This is a genomic window from Pseudomonas sp. PONIH3, from assembly GCF_002934345.1.
Lineage (GTDB): Bacteria > Pseudomonadota > Gammaproteobacteria > Pseudomonadales > Pseudomonadaceae > Aquipseudomonas > Aquipseudomonas soli.
Genome location: NZ_CP026386.1, coordinates 5,914,021 through 5,930,888 on the forward strand (window position 1 = coordinate 5,914,021; position 16,868 = coordinate 5,930,888).

14 protein-coding genes are annotated in these 16,868 nt (G+C 64.0%); 3 read left to right on the forward strand and 11 right to left on the reverse strand.

The features are described 5' to 3' along the window. A complete protein-coding gene (locus C3F42_RS27445; protein WP_104445134.1) occupies positions 1–822 on the forward strand; it encodes a YopD family type III secretion system translocon subunit in 822 nt (273 codons plus the stop codon). Between the two features lie 219 nt (positions 823–1,041). After that, positions 1,042–2,109 carry a hypothetical protein gene (locus C3F42_RS27450; RefSeq protein WP_158659603.1) on the forward strand — a complete coding sequence of 356 codons (1,068 nt, stop codon included), beginning with the start codon at positions 1,042–1,044 and terminating at the stop codon, positions 2,107–2,109. 69 nt (positions 2,110–2,178) lie between these two features. Here the strand turns inward: C3F42_RS27450 and C3F42_RS27455 are convergent, their stop codons facing one another. From C3F42_RS27455 to yegQ, 6 genes are all read right to left on the reverse strand, one after another. Continuing rightward, positions 2,179–3,177 (reverse strand): alpha/beta fold hydrolase, encoded by a 999-nt coding sequence (locus C3F42_RS27455; protein ID WP_094011332.1) that lies wholly within the window; start codon positions 3,175–3,177, stop codon positions 2,179–2,181. Between the two features lie 70 nt (positions 3,178–3,247). After that, a complete protein-coding gene (locus tag C3F42_RS27460; RefSeq protein WP_023629647.1) occupies positions 3,248–3,685 on the reverse strand; it encodes a YqaA family protein in 438 nt (145 codons plus the stop codon). Further along, positions 3,685–4,113 (reverse strand): DUF411 domain-containing protein, encoded by a 429-nt coding sequence (locus C3F42_RS27465; protein WP_094011333.1) that lies wholly within the window; start codon positions 4,111–4,113, stop codon positions 3,685–3,687. Before C3F42_RS27465 ends, C3F42_RS27460 begins: the two co-directional genes overlap by 1 nt. An 84-nt stretch (positions 4,114–4,197) precedes the next feature. Continuing rightward, positions 4,198–5,103, reverse strand: a complete 906-nt coding sequence (locus C3F42_RS27470; protein ID WP_104445136.1) for a copper resistance protein B — start codon at positions 5,101–5,103, stop codon at positions 4,198–4,200. Next, positions 5,096–6,823 carry a copper resistance system multicopper oxidase gene (locus C3F42_RS27475; RefSeq protein WP_104445137.1) on the reverse strand — a complete coding sequence of 576 codons (1,728 nt, stop codon included), beginning with the start codon at positions 6,821–6,823 and terminating at the stop codon, positions 5,096–5,098. The genes C3F42_RS27470 and C3F42_RS27475 overlap by 8 nt, the downstream gene beginning before the upstream one ends. Positions 6,824–6,902: 79 nt before the next feature. Further along, entirely contained in the window at positions 6,903–8,237 is a 1,335-nt protein-coding gene (gene yegQ, locus C3F42_RS27480) for a tRNA 5-hydroxyuridine modification protein YegQ (RefSeq protein ID WP_104445138.1), read from the reverse strand. 123 nt (positions 8,238–8,360) lie between these two features. Here yegQ and C3F42_RS27485 point away from each other — a divergent pair, with 123 nt between their 5' ends. After that, positions 8,361–9,425 carry an AI-2E family transporter gene (locus C3F42_RS27485; RefSeq protein WP_023631352.1) on the forward strand — a complete coding sequence of 355 codons (1,065 nt, stop codon included), beginning with the start codon at positions 8,361–8,363 and terminating at the stop codon, positions 9,423–9,425. Between the two features lie 23 nt (positions 9,426–9,448). On the opposite strand, the gene C3F42_RS27490 is transcribed toward C3F42_RS27485, so the two are convergent. From C3F42_RS27490 to nuoK, 5 genes are all read right to left on the reverse strand, one after another. Further along, positions 9,449–11,530, reverse strand: a complete 2,082-nt coding sequence (locus tag C3F42_RS27490; RefSeq protein ID WP_104445139.1) for a TonB-dependent receptor domain-containing protein — start codon at positions 11,528–11,530, stop codon at positions 9,449–9,451. A 129-nt stretch (positions 11,531–11,659) separates the two neighbouring features. Continuing rightward, on the reverse strand, positions 11,660–13,129 hold the full coding sequence (nuoN, locus tag C3F42_RS27495; protein ID WP_038706426.1) for an NADH-quinone oxidoreductase subunit NuoN: 1,470 nt from the start codon (positions 13,127–13,129) through the stop codon (positions 11,660–11,662). A gap of 7 nt (positions 13,130–13,136) precedes the next feature. Beyond that, on the reverse strand, positions 13,137–14,669 hold the full coding sequence (gene nuoM, locus C3F42_RS27500) for an NADH-quinone oxidoreductase subunit M (RefSeq protein WP_038706425.1): 1,533 nt from the start codon (positions 14,667–14,669) through the stop codon (positions 13,137–13,139). 40 nt (positions 14,670–14,709) lie between these two features. After that, positions 14,710–16,563 (reverse strand): NADH-quinone oxidoreductase subunit L, encoded by a 1,854-nt coding sequence (nuoL, locus tag C3F42_RS27505; RefSeq protein ID WP_023631350.1) that lies wholly within the window; start codon positions 16,561–16,563, stop codon positions 14,710–14,712. Next, on the reverse strand, positions 16,560–16,868 hold the full coding sequence (gene nuoK / locus C3F42_RS27510; protein ID WP_023631349.1) for an NADH-quinone oxidoreductase subunit NuoK: 309 nt from the start codon (positions 16,866–16,868) through the stop codon (positions 16,560–16,562). Before nuoK ends, nuoL begins: the two co-directional genes overlap by 4 nt.

Genomic DNA, 16,868 nt, shown 5'->3' on the forward strand with positions numbered 1-16,868 from the left:
ATGAGTCTGTCTATTACCAACATCGATCAATCGCCCGCCGTGGAAGCTCCGTCATCGCTCATCAAGGGGCACAATGCCCCGAAGCCCTTGTGGGCGATGCTGGCCATGCCCAACCCGGCAGCGCAAGAGAAGACCGGCGAGCGGCCAGGGCAAATCGGCCTGGATGCGCCACAGACGATGCCCTGCAGGCAGGATGTGCAGTGCCTGCTGGCCATTCTCAGCGCTGCCATGCAGGTGCGCGACGGTAACGCCCAAGGGCGCAGAACACAGGCCGAGGTCAGCGTGCAGGCCGGCAAGGAGCAGATCGGCTGGATGAGAAACGCCAGCAACGCGCTGTTCGCTTCGGCGGCCGTCAGTGGCGCATTGGGCATGTTCACCCTGACCAGCGGCACTACCGGCATGGCCAGAAACCTGAGGGATGCAAGCGCGATCAAGGGGCTGGAACAAGCCAGTCATGCGGCCAGATACGCTCAGCCTGGCGAGGTGGCAGTGGCTTCGAAGCAGCAGATCGGCGCGAACCGGATTGAGGTCAAGCATCTGCAGAACGGCATCGATACCCGTAACACTGGCCTGCACACACTCAATGGCGTGGCGCAAAGCGGGGCTGCGTTCGGCACCGGCATCGCCCATGCCATGAAGTCGCTGCAGGATGCGAGGGCCAAGGAACAGGAGCTTGAAGCAGCGGTTGCTGGCAACCAGAAGGAGCTGTTCCAGCGCAACACCGATGACCTGCCGAAAGTGATCGACCAGGTGCGTCAGCTCATTCAGGAGATCCTGCGTAACGACAGCCAAGGATTCAGGGCTGCAGGGGTCATGGCTTGAGCTCGCCGGGAAGCATGCAGGCGCGCGTGAGTCAGGGCGTAGTTTTTTTTCAACAATTTGATAGAGGTTTGTAAAGTGCCAGACGCGATTTCCATGGGTGGGGTACATCAGCTTTACTCCAGCCCAGTCAATGAGCGCAGTGACTGCGCACAGGTCAGAACCTCCGAGTCCGCTCAGCGGCTGGCTCACCAAGAAGCGCCGTTAGCACACGGCATCCTGATGCGTCTATTCATTGCCGTTGCTGAATTTCTTGGCTTTCGCACCGGTGTGGCGAAGGATGCCAACCAGGCTACGACGTCGACGCCGGATATGATGGGTTCGTTGAACGAGGGTATGGCCAATGGGCTGCCTGAGGTGACGAGGTCGCAAGCCAGAGGCATAACGGCCAAGCTGGAGGAGGTCTCGCTGGAACAGTTCATGGCCAATTACGGCCAACAGCTGGAGGGCAGCAATATCATGCGCAGCACCTGTTGCCTGTTCTCGAATATCACCTCGCTTGGGAACCTCGTCCCTGAGTTGCAGGTAGATACATGCATCAACAAGCTCAAGTTCGCCCAGGAATTTTCGTTCATCGAATCGAATACCCAGGACAATAAAGATCTGATGCAGAGTAATCGACAGGCCGCGGGCAAGGTACTCGAAGCGGTCGGATTCCTCGCCGCGCGATTCGCCGAGTTCCCTGATCCTGATCAGGTTGGGGCCGCCGCAGTGGTCGCGTTCGTCAAGGATGTCGAAACACAGTTCATCGAGCGGTTTGCGCAACAGCCTACGCTGCCAGCGGCAAGCAACAACGAAGAGGCGAACGGGGCGGCGCGGGTTACGGAGCCGGCACTGGCCGCCAGTGGCCTGGACGATGCATTCCAGGCGCAGGCCATCGAGCGGGTTGCGCCAACCGAGATACCGACCGATGGCGCAATTGATGCTGCCAAGGTTTTGAAGGAGGTGACGTTCGGTTTCGGTGCTGACGGCAAGCTACCGAAGCTCGATGACTTCCACGCGGCGATGAGGTCACTGCAGGATCCGGTGGGCCCGCTGTCACGACTGTTCGGGCATTTCGAGTCGCTGGTAGGGCAGGGCAGTGCGTCCGAGCAGAAGATCGCCGCGATGGTGCTGGAGCACACGGCGCTGGGGCAGACTCATACCTTCGGCGAGCTTTTCGGGCATCTGAAGCAGGAGCCCGTGCCGCTTGCAGGTTTCCGGGCGATGGCGATGACGGATACGCTGGAGAGAAGGTGTACCTCCGCCGTTCGCCAACTCGAGGCGCTGCCCGTGGCTCGCGGGGCCTAGTAGGGTGTTTCACAACTAACTGGTGGTATTTGCAAAACACCACATTAGCGGCACCACTGGCCTGGGGCTTCAGCGCCCCAGCCAGTCGATCAGCGCCTTGTGGAACCGCTCGGGTTGCTCGATCTGCGGGGCATGTCCGAGCCCTTCGAAGGTCACCAGGTCCCCCTTCGGAATCAACCCGGCCACCTGCGGTCCCAGGGTCTTGTACCTGCCCAGCATGGCCTTCACCTCGGGGGTGGCGATATCGCTACCGATGGCCGTGGTGTCCTGGTCACCGATCAGCAACAGCGTCGGCATCTTCAGGTCCTTGAACTCGTGCACCACCGGCTGGGTGAAGATCATGTCGTAGATCAACGCCGAATTCCATGCCACCGCCTCGTGCCCCGGGCCCTTGTTCAGCCCCACCAGCATCTGCACCCAGCGTTCGTACTCGGGCTTCCAGCGCCCGGCATAGTAGGTAGCGCGCTCATAGTTGCGCACGCCCTCGGCGTCGAGCTTCAGCTCCCGGGCATACCATTGATCCACGGTGCGATAGGGCACCCCCAGGGCTTTCCAGTCCTCCAGGCCGATGGGATTGACCATGGCCAGGCGTTCCACCTGCTGCGGGTACATCAGGGCGTAGCGAGTGGCGAGCATGCCGCCGGTGGAGTGGCCGAGTACGATGGCTTTGTTCACCCCCAGGCTGGCCAGCAACGCATGGGTGTTGTCGGCCAGTTGCTGGAAGCTGTATTGGTAATGTGCGGGTTTGCTCGAGGTGCAAAAGCCGATCTGGTCCACGGCGATGACCCGATAGCCGGCCTGGCTCAGCGCATCGAGGGTGGTTTGCCAGGTGGCGGCGCAGAAGTTCTTGCCGTGCATCAGCACCACGTTGTGGCCGTTGGCCGTGCCCTTGGCGGGCACGTCCATGTAGCCCATCTGCAAGGCCTGGCCCTGGGACTGGAAGTCGAAGTGCTGCAACGGATACGGGTAGGCGAAGCCTTCGAGTTGCTTGCCGTAGGTTGGCGGTTCGGCGGCGATGGCCGCGCCGGTAATCAGACAGGCCAGGGCCAGGGCAGTTGCGCGCAGCATGACAGCACTCCGTCCAGTTGGGGAAAGAGCGACTGTAGCAGCCGCTGGCGGTTACCCGCCGTGAAAGGTGTTACCCAGTATGAAACCAGCCCAGGGTGACCATCGCCACCACGATGTAGCGCCCACCCTTGGCGAGGGTGACCAGCAGCACGAAGCGCCAGAAGGGTTCGCGCATGATCCCGGCGATCAGGGTGAGCGGGTCGCCGATCACCGGCATCCAGCTCAGCAGCAACGACCATTGCCCCCAGCGCTGGTAGCGCTGCTGGGCGTGCTCCAGCTGGCGGGCGCTGAACGGGAACCAGCGCTTGTCGCGCAGGTGCTCGATGGCCCGGCCCAGCAGCCAGTTGACGATGGAGCCCAGCACATTGCCGAGCGTGGCGACCAGCAGCAGGGTGGCCCAGGCTTGCGGGTCGCGAAGCAGCAGCCCGACCAGCACCGCCTCCGATTGCAGTGGCAGCAGGGTCGCGGCGCCGAAGGCGCTGAGGAACAGCGCCCAAAGGCCGAGCATCAGTAGATGGCGACCACGGTGTCGCGGTCGTCCTGGGTCACGCCGATGACCTGGTAGGCGTCCTTGTGGTCACCCATCTCCATGCCCGGCGAGCCCATGGGCATGCCGGGCACGGCCAGGCCCTTGAGGTCGGCGCGGTTGGCCAGCAGGCGTACCTGCTCGGCCGGCACATGGCCTTCGACGAACTTGCCGTTGATTACCCCGGTGTGGCACGAGGCCAGGCGTGGCGCCACGCCCAGGCGCTGCTTGACCGCGCTCATGTCCGGCTCGACATGGTCGTTGACGGTGAAGCCATTGTCGCTCAGGTGCTTGATCCATTCCTTGCAGCATCCGCAGTTGGGGTCGCGGTAGACGTCGATGGTCTCGGCGGCCTGGGCCAGGCCGGTGATGGCCAGCAGGCCGAGGGTGAGCAGGTGTTTGCGCAGCATGGTGAAGCTCCTGTGAAACTAGACATATCTGGTTGATCAGCGCCGACTCTGTAGGAGCGGCTCATAAAGGACCGGCGTCAAACCTTAGAAACGCAGGCGGACCCCGGCCACCCACCGGGTCTGGCCGCTGTCCTCGTCATTCGCTCGGGCCTGCTCGGCGCGGTTGCCGTGCAGGCGGTTGAAGCTGACCCCGACATAGGGCGCGAACGCCCGGGTGATCTCGTAGCGCAGGCGCAGGCCCACCTCGCTTTCTGCAAGCCCCGCGCCTTGCTCGCGCCCGGCGTCGTTGCGCCCGAAGAAGTTGGCTTCGACGGTCGGCTCGAGGACCCAGCGATTGCTCAGCAGCATAGCGTAAGCGACCTCCAGGCGCAGCGCGGTCTGCTGCCGCTCGCCGGCGTAGGCGGTGGCTTCCAGCTCCAGGCCGTAGAGCGGCGTGCCCTGGATGCCGAAGGCGGCCCAGGCCTGGCCGCTGGCGGGCTTGAAGTCCTGGCGTACACCGCCGACCAGCTCCCACCAGGGGCTGATGGCATGGCCCCAGAGTGCCTGCAGCTCGGCCTTGTGGGTCTTGCCCTGTTCACGTTCACCCTCGCTGCGCAGCCACAGGCGGTCGATATCGCCGCCGACCCAGGCGGTGGCGTTCCAGTTCAGGGCGCCACTGTTTTCGAAGTTCTGGTACTCCAGCTGGTCGACGATCACTGCCCAATTGGTTGCCCGATCGTGCACCTGATGCCCCGGCAGCGGCGGGAAGGCGGCGCGGCGGTCGGCGTCGTTGACTACCGGCAAGGGTGTGCGTGGTTGGTCAGGGGGCGTCGCCGCGTGGTTCATCAGGCTGTGGTCCATGGGCATGCTGCCATGGTTCACCTGGCCGTGATCCATTGGCATGGCGCCATGGTTCATGTGGTCCATACCCGTGGCCAGTGCCCGTTCACTGACCAGCAAGGCCAGCAGCGCGACACCGGTGGCGAAGCTGCGGTTGCGGTTCTCATTCATCGACCCGTACCTCGCGGAACATGCCGGTCTCCATGTGGTAGAGCAGGTGGCAGTGGTAGGCCCAGCGGCCCAGGGCGTCGGCGGTCACACGGTAGCTGCGCCGGCTGCCGGGAGGGATGTCGAGGGTGTGCTTGCGTACCAGGAAGCGCCCTTGTTCATCTTCCAGGTCGCTCCACATGCCATGCAGGTGGATGGGGTGGGTCATCATGGTGTCGTTGACCAGGGTGATGCGCACCCGCTCGCCATACTTCAGACGCAGCGGCTCGGCATCGCTGAACTTGATGCCGTCAAACGACCAGGCGAAGCGTTCCATGTGCCCGGTCAGGTGCAGTTCGATGTCCCGCGATGGCTCGCGTCCGTCCGGATCGGGGTAGGGGCTGCGCAGGTCGGCGTAGGTCAGCACCCGGCGGCCGTTGTCGCGCAGGCCGATGCCTGGGTCGGCCAGGTTGGCGCGGGGCGCCATGGTTTGCATGTCCACCAGCGGGTTGTCGGTTTCGCTGGCTGGATGGCTTTGCATCATGGCCATGGCCGAGTGGTCCATGCCCGCCATGCTGCCGTGGTCCATCGCCGGCATGTTCGCATGGTCCATCTGGCCCATGCCGCCATGCCCCATGTCGTCCATGCTCAGCACCGGGCGTGGATCCGGCTCGGGCACTTGAGCTTGCAATCCGGCGGCGCGGGCCAGGGTGCCACGGGCGAAGCCGGTGCGGTCCATGCTCTGGGCGAACAAGGTATAGGCGGGCAGGTCGCCCACGGTGACCAGCACATCGTAGGTCTCGGCCACGGCGATGCGCAGCTCATCCACGGTCACCGGGGTCACCGGCAGGCCATCGGCGGCGATCACTGTGAGTGTCAGGCCGGGAATACGGAAGTCGAAATAGGTCATCGCCGAGGCGTTGATCAGGCGCAGGCGCACGGTCTCGCCGGGCTGGAACAGGCAGGTAAAGTTGCCGTCCGGTGGCTGGCCATTGAGCAGGTAGGTGTAGCCGGCGGCGCTGATGTCGGCGAGGTCGGTGGGGCTCATGCGCATCTTCGCCCAGGCCCAGCGGTTGTCGAGGGTGTTGCGCCAGCCGCTTTCGGCGACATCGTTTATGAAGTCACCCACCGTGCGCTTGTGGTAGTTGAAGGCGTCGGACTGTTTCTTCAGCGTGGCCATCAGCGCTTCCGGCGCCTGGTCCGACCAGTCGCTGAACAGCAGCACATGATCGCGCTGGTAGCTGTGCGGCTCAGGTTCGCGGGGATCGATGACGATGGCGCCGTACACGCCGGCCTGCTCCTGCAAGCCGGAGTGGCTGTGGTACCAGTAGGTGCCGCTCTGGCGCAGGGTGAACTGGTAGAGGTAGTCGCCACCAGGTTCGATGCCGGCGAAGCTAAGGCCCGGCACGCCGTCCATGTTGGCCGGCAGGATGATGCCGTGCCAGTGGATCGAGGTGGCCTGGTCCAGGCGGTTGCGCACGCGCAGGGTGACGGTGTCGCCCTCGCGCCAGCGCAGCTGCGGGCCGGGCAGGCTGGCGTTGATGGTCTGCGCGGTGCGCGGACGGCCGGTGATGTTGACCGGGGTCTGGCCGATGAACAGCTCGAACTGCTGTCCACTCAGGTCGTGCAGCGGCAAGCGCCCCTCTGCTGCCTGGGCCAGCGGGCGCCACAGGCCAAGGCCGGCCAGGGCGGTGGCGGCGCCCAGGCCCTTGACGAAGGTGCGGCGGGTTGGAGTCGGTGGCATGGCGTGCTCTCGCTACGAAATTGCCACCATCCTTGCCGCCAGCGCCTGTCAGCCACCTGAGGCGTGGATTACAGATTTGTCAGGCAGCGGCCTCGGCGCCTTCCAGGTCGCGCATCAGCAAGCCGAATTCCAGGGACACCTGCTCGGGGATCGGCAGGTAGACCACATGGCCATCGCCCGGCGCCACCTCGATGGCCTGCTGCTGACGGTCGCACAGGCGGTGCAGGTCGAAGTGGTAGTTGCCGCGCGGAGTCATCAGTTCCAGATGGTCGCCCACGGCGAAACGGTTCTTCACCTTCACTTCGGCCAGGCCGTCCACGCGCACCCCGGTCAGCTCGCCGACGAACTGCTGGCGCTCGGACACCGAATTGCCGCGCTGGTAGTTCTGGTACTCGTCGTGCACGTGGCGGCGCAGAAAGCCTTCGGTGTAGCCGCGCTGGGCGAGGGATTCGAGGTTGACCATCAAACCGCGGTCGAATGGCCGCCCGGCCACTGCGTCGTCGATGGCCTGGCGGTAGGACTGCACGGCGCGGGCGCAGTAGAAGTGCGATTTGGTACGGCCTTCGATCTTCAGCGAATGCACGCCCATCTGTGCCAGGCGCTCGACGTGCTGGATGGCGCGCAGGTCCTTGGCGTTCATGATGTAGGTGCCGTGTTCGTCCTCGAATGCCGGCATTTCTTCGCCCGGACGGTTGGACTCCTGCAACAGGAATACCTGGTCAGTGGGGGCGCCGATGCCCAGCGTGGGTTCGAATTCGCGGACGATGTCGCCGGTGGCGTTCTCGGTGGCCGGGGTCGCCTCATATTTCCAGCGGCAGGCATTGGTGCAGGTGCCCTGGTTGGCATCACGCTTGTTCAGGTAGCCCGACAGCAGGCAGCGTCCGGAGTAAGCCATGCACAGCGCGCCATGCACGAACACCTCCAGTTCCATTTCTGGTACTTGCTGGCGGATCTCCTCGATCTCTTCCAGCGACAGCTCCCGCGACAGGATCACCCGGGTCAGCCCCATGCCCTGCCAGAACTTCACGCTGGCCCAGTTCACCGTGTTGGCCTGCACCGAGAGGTGGATGGGCATCTGCGGGAAGTGCTGGCGAACCAGCATGATCAGCCCAGGATCGGACATGATCAGCGCGTCCGGACCCATCTCGATCACCGGCGCCAGGTCCTTGAGGAAGGTCTTGAGCTTGGCGTTGTGCGGGGCGATGTTGACCACTACGTAGAAGCGCTTGCCCTGGGCCTGGGCCTCCTGGATGCCGAGGGACAGGTTGGCGTGATCGAACTCGTTGTTGCGTACCCGCAGGCTGTAGCGCGGCTGGCCAGCGTAGACCGCGTCGGCGCCATAGGCGAAAGCATAGCGCATGGTCTTGAGGGTGCCGGCGGGGGCGAGCAGTTCGGGCTTGGCGGAAGAGGTCATGTGCGCACCGGGGGCAAAAGGCGCGGATGCTAAGTCGGCGCCGCCGTGCAGGTATTGATCTGGATCAACGGCACTTTTACCGATGCGCTGTGCACTAAATGGTTGAGCCCACGAGGAACGCCGATGAACGAGACCGTCCTGCAGAACAAAGCCCTGACCGTGTTGTTGGCCTTGGTGACCATCGCCTTCATCTGGATCATGTTGCCGTATTCCGGCGCGATCTTCTGGGCAGTGATCCTCGGCATTCTCTTCGCACCGCTGCAACGCCACTTGTTGCTGCGCTGTGGCGGGCGACGCAACCTGGCCACGGCGGCGGCCCTGGCCACCTGCCTGCTGGTGGCGGTGCTGCCGGTGATCATCATCAGCGCCCTGCTGGTACAGGAGGGGGCAGCGTTGTACCAGCGCATCGAGAGTGGCCAGCTGGATATCGCCGGCTATATCGAACGGGGCAAGGATATGTTGCCGGCCTATGTCCAGCATTTCCTCGACCGCATGGGCATGGGCAACCTCGATGGCCTGCGCGACAAGATCACCAAGTGGGCGACCCAGGGCAGCCAGTTCCTTGCCGGCCAGGCTTTCAGCTTCGGCCAGGGCACCTTCGAGTTCCTGGTGAGCTTCGGCATCATGCTGTACCTGCTGTTCTTCTTCCTGCGCGAGGGGGCGGAGCTGGCGCGCAAGGTGCGCCAGGCGGTGCCACTGCCCGAGCAGCAGAAACGCCGGCTGCAGCTGAAGTTCAAGCGCGTGGTGCGGGCCACGGTCAAGGGCAACCTTCTGGTGGCGATCACCCAGGGTGCGCTGGGTGGCTTGATCTTCTGGATACTGGATATCCCCAGCGCGCTGGTGTGGGCGGTGCTGATGGCGTTCCTGTCGTTGCTGCCGGCGGTGGGCGCGGGGATCGTCTGGGCGCCAGTGGCGGTGTACTTCGTGCTGGTCGGGGCGCTGTGGAAGGGGATCGTGCTGACAGCGTTCGGGGTGCTGGTGATTGGCCTGGTGGACAACCTGTTGCGGCCAATTCTGGTGGGCAAGGACACGCGCATGCCGGATTACCTGGTATTGGTTTCGACCCTGGGCGGGTTGGCGGTGTTCGGGCTCAACGGGTTTGTGATCGGGCCGTTGATCGCGGCGTTGTTCATTTCCAGCTGGGCGATCTTTGCCTCGACCAAGCCGCAGGTGCAGTTGCCGTCTTGAATGGGCGCAAGGCGCCCCCGGGGTCACCGGAAGCTGTAGGAAACCCCGGTATAAACCCCGAACCCTTCCCCCGGCGTCGAGCGGGCGATGTCCTGCCCGGCATCGTTGTAACCCGGGGTCACCGTCGCCGCGTAACGCTTGTTGGTCAGGTTGCGCAAGTCGAGCCAGGTCTGCCAGTCGCGCTTGGGCGAATCCCAGCCCAAGCGTGCGCCGAGCAGTGCGTAGGCGTCGGCGTGGTAGCTGTTGGCGTAGTCAACCTGCACCTTGGACGCCATCTGCGTGTTGATTCCGGCGTAGAAACCACTCGGCCAGTCGTAGCGCAGTTCGGCCTGGTAGTAGTGCATGGGAATGCCGGGCAGGCGGTTGTCGCCGAACTTGTCGTCGTCACGGTAGTGGAAATCGCTGAAGGTGTAGGCCTGGCGCAGGCTGAGCTTGCCGGTGCCGGATTGTTCCCAGAGGAGGCTGTCCAGGCCGGCTTCGATGCCTTGGTGCACGGTGGGGCTGGCGTTGAATTCGCCCGTGACGGTCGGTTCGATCTCGACAGTCAGCAATTCGTGCCGTACCTGAGAGTAGTACCAAGCCAAGTCCCAACGGCCGATTACCGAGTCGCCACGCGCGCCCAGTTCAAGCGTTGTGGCAGTCTGATTCTGCATTTCAATTGGCTGCGTCTGGAACTGTTGGCCTTTTACCTTTGGCGAACTCCAGATGAGCGCCCAGGGATGAGGTGGTTCGACCGAACGACTCAGATTGCCGTAGACCTGCAAGTCAGGTCGGACGTCGTAGCGCAGTCCGAGCCGAGGCGCATAGTCCCAGTCATGCTGGCTGACCTTGCCGCCAACAGTAGGGTAGGTCACATCGCTTTCACGGCGGGTGTAGATCATCGCTAGACCGGTGGTCAACCAGAGATTCGGCACCAGTTCAAGGTCGTTGCCCAGATGCAGGACGGTATCGGAGCCCTGATAGCTGAAATCGCGGGTTCGTTCGCCAACTGCGAGTGGCGCGTTGCCAGCTTCCTGCACACGAACGAACTCCGATGCACCGCTGTTGGGAAGGTGCTTGGTGGTTCTCCAGCCAATGGTGGTTTTGCTTTCGTGGCCGAACAACGTATCGCGGCGATGGTAATTGAGTGTGCCGCTTACATCGGTGTAGGCAACTTTAAGACGGTTGGCGCCTTCGCGAAGGTCCATGGGGTAGTCGTGATAGACCAGGCCGGTTTCAAGGCGTGAGTCATCGTTCAGATAGAACGTCGTCTTGTTAGCCAGCCAGGTGCTACCAGGTTGAGGGCGGCTGGCGTCACGGCGCAGATACACTGGATTGGCAGCGCGCGGATCGTGCTTGATCTGATCCTTGGTCAGGCGCCCGGCCAGGTCGTTCTCGGTCTCGCGGTAGCGCAGGTAGAAGCGCGTCTCAAGATTCGGATTGAAGCGATAGCCGACGTTGGCGGCGATGCCCTTGGCGCTGCCGCTGCTGTGCCGCTGGAAGCCGTCGTATTCGGCGTCGGTAAGCGCTACGTAATAGTCGAGGTTGCCCAGCACCTGCCCGGAGCTGATGTGCCGGCGCTGGTAGCCACGGCTGCCGACTTCGTAGCGCACCTGCAAAGGCGCGGCATCGTAGCCGGTGTGGGTCACGTAGTTGATCGCGCCGCCCAGGGCCAGCGAGCCCTGGTCGAAACCGTTGGCACCGCGCAGCACTTCGGCGCGGCTCAGCCAAAGCGGTTCGAATAGTTCATAGGGCGTGCCGCCGGGGCCTGTCAGCGGCAGGCCGTCGAACATCGTGTAGACGCCCGAGCCGTGGGCACCCGGCGCGCGGTTGATGCCCGAACCACGGATCGACAGCTTGATGCCGTCGTTGCCCGCCGACTGGGCGAACACTCCCGGCTGGTAGGCCAGCACATCCTGATTGGTCGCCACCCGGCCCTGGCCCACCTTGTCCATGTCCACTAGGTTGCTGGCGCCGGGGATATCACGCAGGTGATCGGCGGCGGCTTCCAGCTCGGACTGTTGATGGTCCTGGATCAGCACCTGGTCGAGCTCGACGCGGTTGGCGGCCTGGGCGGTGCCGGCGACGAACAGGGCCAGCAGGGAGTAGGGCAGGGTGGGGCGCATGGGGACGGGGTTCCAGATCGGGTGCGGGAGTCTGACGCTGCAAAGGGCAGCCGAAGCACAGGGGACGATCTATAGGACCTCAAAAAAACACCCCGCCGAGGCGGGGTGTCTTGTATTGCTGTCAGCCGATCAACCGATCAGTTGCAATCCAGCCTGCTGCACCATCTCCAGCAGCGGCTGCGGGTACACGCCCAGCACGAAGGCAAGGATCGCGATGGCCAGCAGCATCACGCCGCCGGTGCGCTGTTCCCACTTCAGCGGGGCGTCGTGGCGACGCAGGTTCGGCTCGACCAGGTACAGGGTGACCATGACACGCAGGTAGTAGTACACGCCGATGGCGCTACCGATCACCAGGGCGCCGACCAGCCACCACAGGTGCGACTCGACGCCGGTGGCGATGATGTAGAACTTGCCGATGAAGCCTGCGGTCAGCGGGATACCGGCCAGCGACAGCATCATCACGGTCAGTACCGCGGTCAGGTACGGACGGCGCCAGAACAGGCCGCGGTACTCGTACAGGGCGTCGGCGTCACGGCCGGCGTATGGCGAGGACATCAGGGTGATCACGCCGAAGGCGCCGAGGCTGGTGATCACGTAGGTGACCAGGTACACGCCCATGGCTTCCAGGGCCAGGCCCTTGCTGGCGACCAGGGCGATGACCAGGTAGCCGAAGTGGGCGATGGACGAGTAACCGAGCAGACGCTTGAGGTTGCTCTGGGTCAGCGCCAGCAGGTTGCCGATGATGATCGACGCCACGGCGATGACTGCCAGTACGGTGCTCAGCACGCCGCTGCTGGCGGCGGGGGAGAGCATGAACAGGCGCACGACCACGGCGAATACCGCGACCTTGCTGGCGGTGGCCAGGAATGCGGCCACTGGCGCCGGGGCGCCTTCGTACACGTCCGGGGTCCACAGGTGGAACGGTACCAGCGACAGCTTGAAGGCCAGGCCCACCAGCATCATGCCCAGGCCCAACTGCGCCAGCAGGCTCGGCATGCTGGTGGCGGCCAGGGCCTTGCCCAGCTGATCGAAGGTCAGGCTGCCGGCGTCGGCGTAAAGCAGGGCCATGCCGAACAGCAGGAAGGCGGAGCCGGCGGCCGACAGCACCATGTACTTGATGCCGGCTTCAAGCGAGCGCTTGTTGAAGAACGCATACGCCACCAGGCCGTAGACCGGCACCGACAGCAGCTCCAGGCCGATGAACAGGCCGGCCAGGTGGTTGGCGCTGACCAGCACCAGGCCGCCCAGTGCCGACATCAGCAGCAGCAGGTACAGCTCTTCCCGGTTGCCCGGGAAACCTTTGGAGCCTTCGCCGAGGTAGGCGTGGGCGAGGGTGACGCAGGCCAGGGTGGCCACCAGGATGATCGCCATGTACAGGCAGGCGAACTTGTCGATGGTCACAAGCGAAGTGACCGCCAGCGGTGCAACCTTGAGTGCCGGCAGGATCGACAGCAGGGCCAGGTTCAGGCCCACGGTGGACAGCAGGAAGGTCTGCGAGTGGTTGCGCTTCCAGGCGATCGCCAGCATCACCACCACCGTGGTGATGGTGGTGATCAGCATCGGCGCCAATGCGATGAAGTGTTGAGTGGTGAATTCCATAGCGCTCTTACCGGGCCGAAGCGAGTTGAGTGAAAGCGGAACCGAGCCACTGCTGCACACCGCTCATGGTGGCGGCAGAGGTGTCGAGGAACGGCTGCGGATACACGCCCAGCAGGATCAAGAGGCCAGCCAGGCCCAGCACCATGATCAGCTCGCGACTGTCCATGCCGGCCAGCACGGTGTCGGCCTTGGCCGGGCCGAAGTAGGCGCGGTGGATCATGATCAGCGAGTACACCGAGCCGAACACCAGGCCGGTGGTGGCGATCACGGTGATCCATGGCACGTGGGCGAAGCTGCCGATCAGGATCAGGAACTCGCCGACGAAGTTGCCGGTACCCGGCAGGCCCAGCGAGGCGGCGGCGAAGAACAGGCTGATGGCTGGCAGATACGCGATGCGGTGCCACAGGCCACCCATCTGGCGCATGTCACGGGTGTGCAGGCGCTCGTACAGCTGGCCGGACAGAATGAACAGCGCAGCGGCCGACAGGCCGTGGGCCAGCATCTGGATCACCGCGCCTTGCAGGGCCTGCTGGCTGCCGGAGTAGATGCCGATCAGCACGAAGCCCATGTGCGAGACGCTGGAGAAGGCGATCAGGCGCTTGATGTCGGTCTGCGCGAAGGCCAGGAAGGCACCGTAGAAGATACCGATCAGGCCCAGGGTCATGGCGATCGGCGCGAACTCGGCCGAGGCGTTCGGGAACAGCGGCAGGGCGAAGCGCAGCAGGCCGTAGGCCGCGGTCTTCAGCAGGATACCGGCCAGGTCCACGGAACCGGCGGTCGGCGCCTGGGCGTGGGCGTCAGGCAGCCAGGAGTGGAACGGCACAACCGGCAGCTTCACCGCGAAGGCGATGAAGAAGCCCAGCATCAGGATGTACTCGATGCCAGCCGGCAGCTCGGCCTTGAGCAGGTCGCTGTAGTTGAAGGTGATCACGCCGGTGCTGTTGTAGTTGACCAGCACCAGGCCGAGGATCGCCACCAGCATGATCAGGCCGCTGGCCTGGGTGAAGATGAAGAACTTGGTCGCCGCGTAGATTCGCGTCTTCTTGCCATCGGCCGAGCTGTGACCCCAGAGCGCGATGAGGAAGTACATCGGCACCAGCATCATTTCCCAGAAGAAGAAGAACAGGAACAGGTCGAGCGCCAGGAACACACCGACCACGCCGCCGAGGATCCACATCAGGTTGAGGTGGAAGAAGCCGACGTGGCGCTGGATCTCTTTCCACGAGCACAGCACCGACAGCACGCCGAGCAGGCCGGTAAGCAGGATCATCAGCAGCGACAGGCCGTCGAGGGCCAGGTGGATGCTGATGCCGAAGCGCTTGATCCACTCGACCTTGTATTCGAGGGCCCAGGCCGGTTCGGCGCCCGGCGCCGGGGCCAGGGTGTAGTTGCCGTTCGCCCACAGCCACAGGCCGATGCCGAGCAGCAGGGACATGGTCAGCAGCGCGATCCAGCGCGGCAGGGTGGAGCCGAAGCGCTCACCCAGCCAGCACAGGAAGCCGCCGATGAAGGGGATCAGGATCAGCCAAGGCAAAATCATGACGGGTTGGTTTCCTTTGGCAAAGTCGCAAGATTCATGGTCATACCGCGGCCACTACCACGGCACCGAGTACCAGTACGGCACCGACGGCGATCGAAGCGGTGTACCAGCGCAACTGGCCGGTCTCGGTCTTGCTCATGGCAACGTGACCGCCGCGAGCCAGGCGAGGAATAAGGCCGATGCTGCGGTCAACCGGATCCTTGCGCAGGATGTGGCTGATCAGCAGGTAAGGTTTGACGAAGAGCTTGTCGTAGATCCAGTCGAAGCCCCAGGCGGCGAACCACCAGGCCGACAGGACGCGACCGATACCACTGTTGGCGATCGCGGTGACCAGGCGACGCTTGCCCAGGAACAGCAGGGCCGACAGCAGGATACCGGCGATGGCGATGGCGCCCGAGGCGATTTCCAGCGAGTGCTTGGCTTCGCCACCGGCGTGACCGGCGCTTTCAGGCAGCACGCCTGCCAGTGGCGGGTGGATCCAGGCGCCGACGAAGGTCGACAGCACGATCAGCACGCCCAGCGGCAGCCAGTGGCTGATGCCGTGGCCGGCGTGGGCTTCGGTCTTGGCTTCGCCGTGGAAGGCGATGAAGATCAGGCGGAAGGTGTACAGCGAGGTCATGAACGCGCCGACCAGGCCGGCGTACAGCAGGCCGCTGTTGCCGCTGGCGAAGGCTTCCCAGAGGATCTCGTCCTTGGAGTAGAAACCCACGGTCAGGATCGGCAGGGCGGCCAGGGCGGCGCCACCGACCACGAAGCTGGCATAGGCCAGCGGTAGCTTCTTCCACAGGCCGCCCATCTTGAAGATGTTCTGCTCATGGTGGCAGGCAACGATCACCGCACCCGAGGCAAGGAACAGCAGGGCCTTGAAGAAGGCGTGGGTCATCAGGTGGAAGATCGCCGCGTCCCAGGCGCCGACGCCCAGGGCCAGGAACATGTAGCCGATCTGGCTCATGGTCGAGTAGGCGAGGATACGCTTGATGTCGGTCTGTACCAGCGCAGCGAAGCCGGCCAGCACCAGGGTCACGCCACCGACAACACCTACCAGGTGCAGGACATCCGGCGCCAGCAGGAACAGGCCGTTGGTACGGGCGATCAGGTACACGCCCGCGGTCACCATGGTGGCGGCGTGGATCAGTGCCGAAACCGGGGTCGGGCCGGCCATCGCGTCGGCCAGCCAGGTCTGCAGCGGCAGCTGGGCCGATTTACCGACCGCGCCACCCAGCAGCATCAGGGTGGCCAGGACCATCCAGGTGTCACCGGCCTGGAACTTCTGCGGTGCCAGTACCAGCAGTTCCTGCACGTTCAGCGTGCCCAGCTGGACGAACAGGATGAACAGGCCGATGGCCATGAACACGTCGCCGATACGGGTGACGATGAACGCCTTGAGCGCCGCGTTACCGTTGTTGCGGTTGCTGTAGTAGAAACCGATCAACAGGTACGAGCACAGGCCCACGCCTTCCCAGCCGAAGTAGATGAACAGCAGGTTGTCGCCCAGCACCAGGAACAGCATGCTGGCGATGAACAGGTTGGTGTACGAGAAGAAGCGCGAATAGCCGGCTTCGCCACGCATGTACCAGGAAGCGAACAGGTGGATCAGGAAGCCGACGCCGGTGACCACGCCCAGCATGGTGACCGACAGGCCATCCACGTACAGGGTGAAGTTCGGCGCGAAGCCGTCCACCGACATCCACTGCCACAGCAGCTGGCTGTACGCACCGCCCTCAGGCGGGGCGACGTTGAACTGCCAGATCACGTAGGCAGCGGTGGCCGCCGACAGACCGACCGAGCCGACGCCGATCAGCGCCGACAGGTTCTCCGAGAACCGCCCGCGCGAGAACGACAGCAGCAGGAAGCCGATCAGGGGGAATACGAACGTCAGGAAGATAAGGTTCATCCGCGCATCTCACTGGCAGCATCGATGTCGAGAGTGTGGAAGCGGCGATACAGCTGCAGCAGGATCGCCAGGCCAATGCTGGCCTCGGCGGCTGCCAGGCTGATCACCAGAATGAACATCACCTGGCCGTCGGGCTGGACCCAACGGGCACCGGCGACGATGAACGCCAGGGCAGCGGCGTTCATCATGACTTCCAGGCTCATGAGCACGAAGAGAATGTTGCGGCGGACCATCAGGCCAACCAGACCTAAGCAGAACAGGATGCCGGCGACCGCCAGACCATGCTCGAGAGGGATAGCACCCAT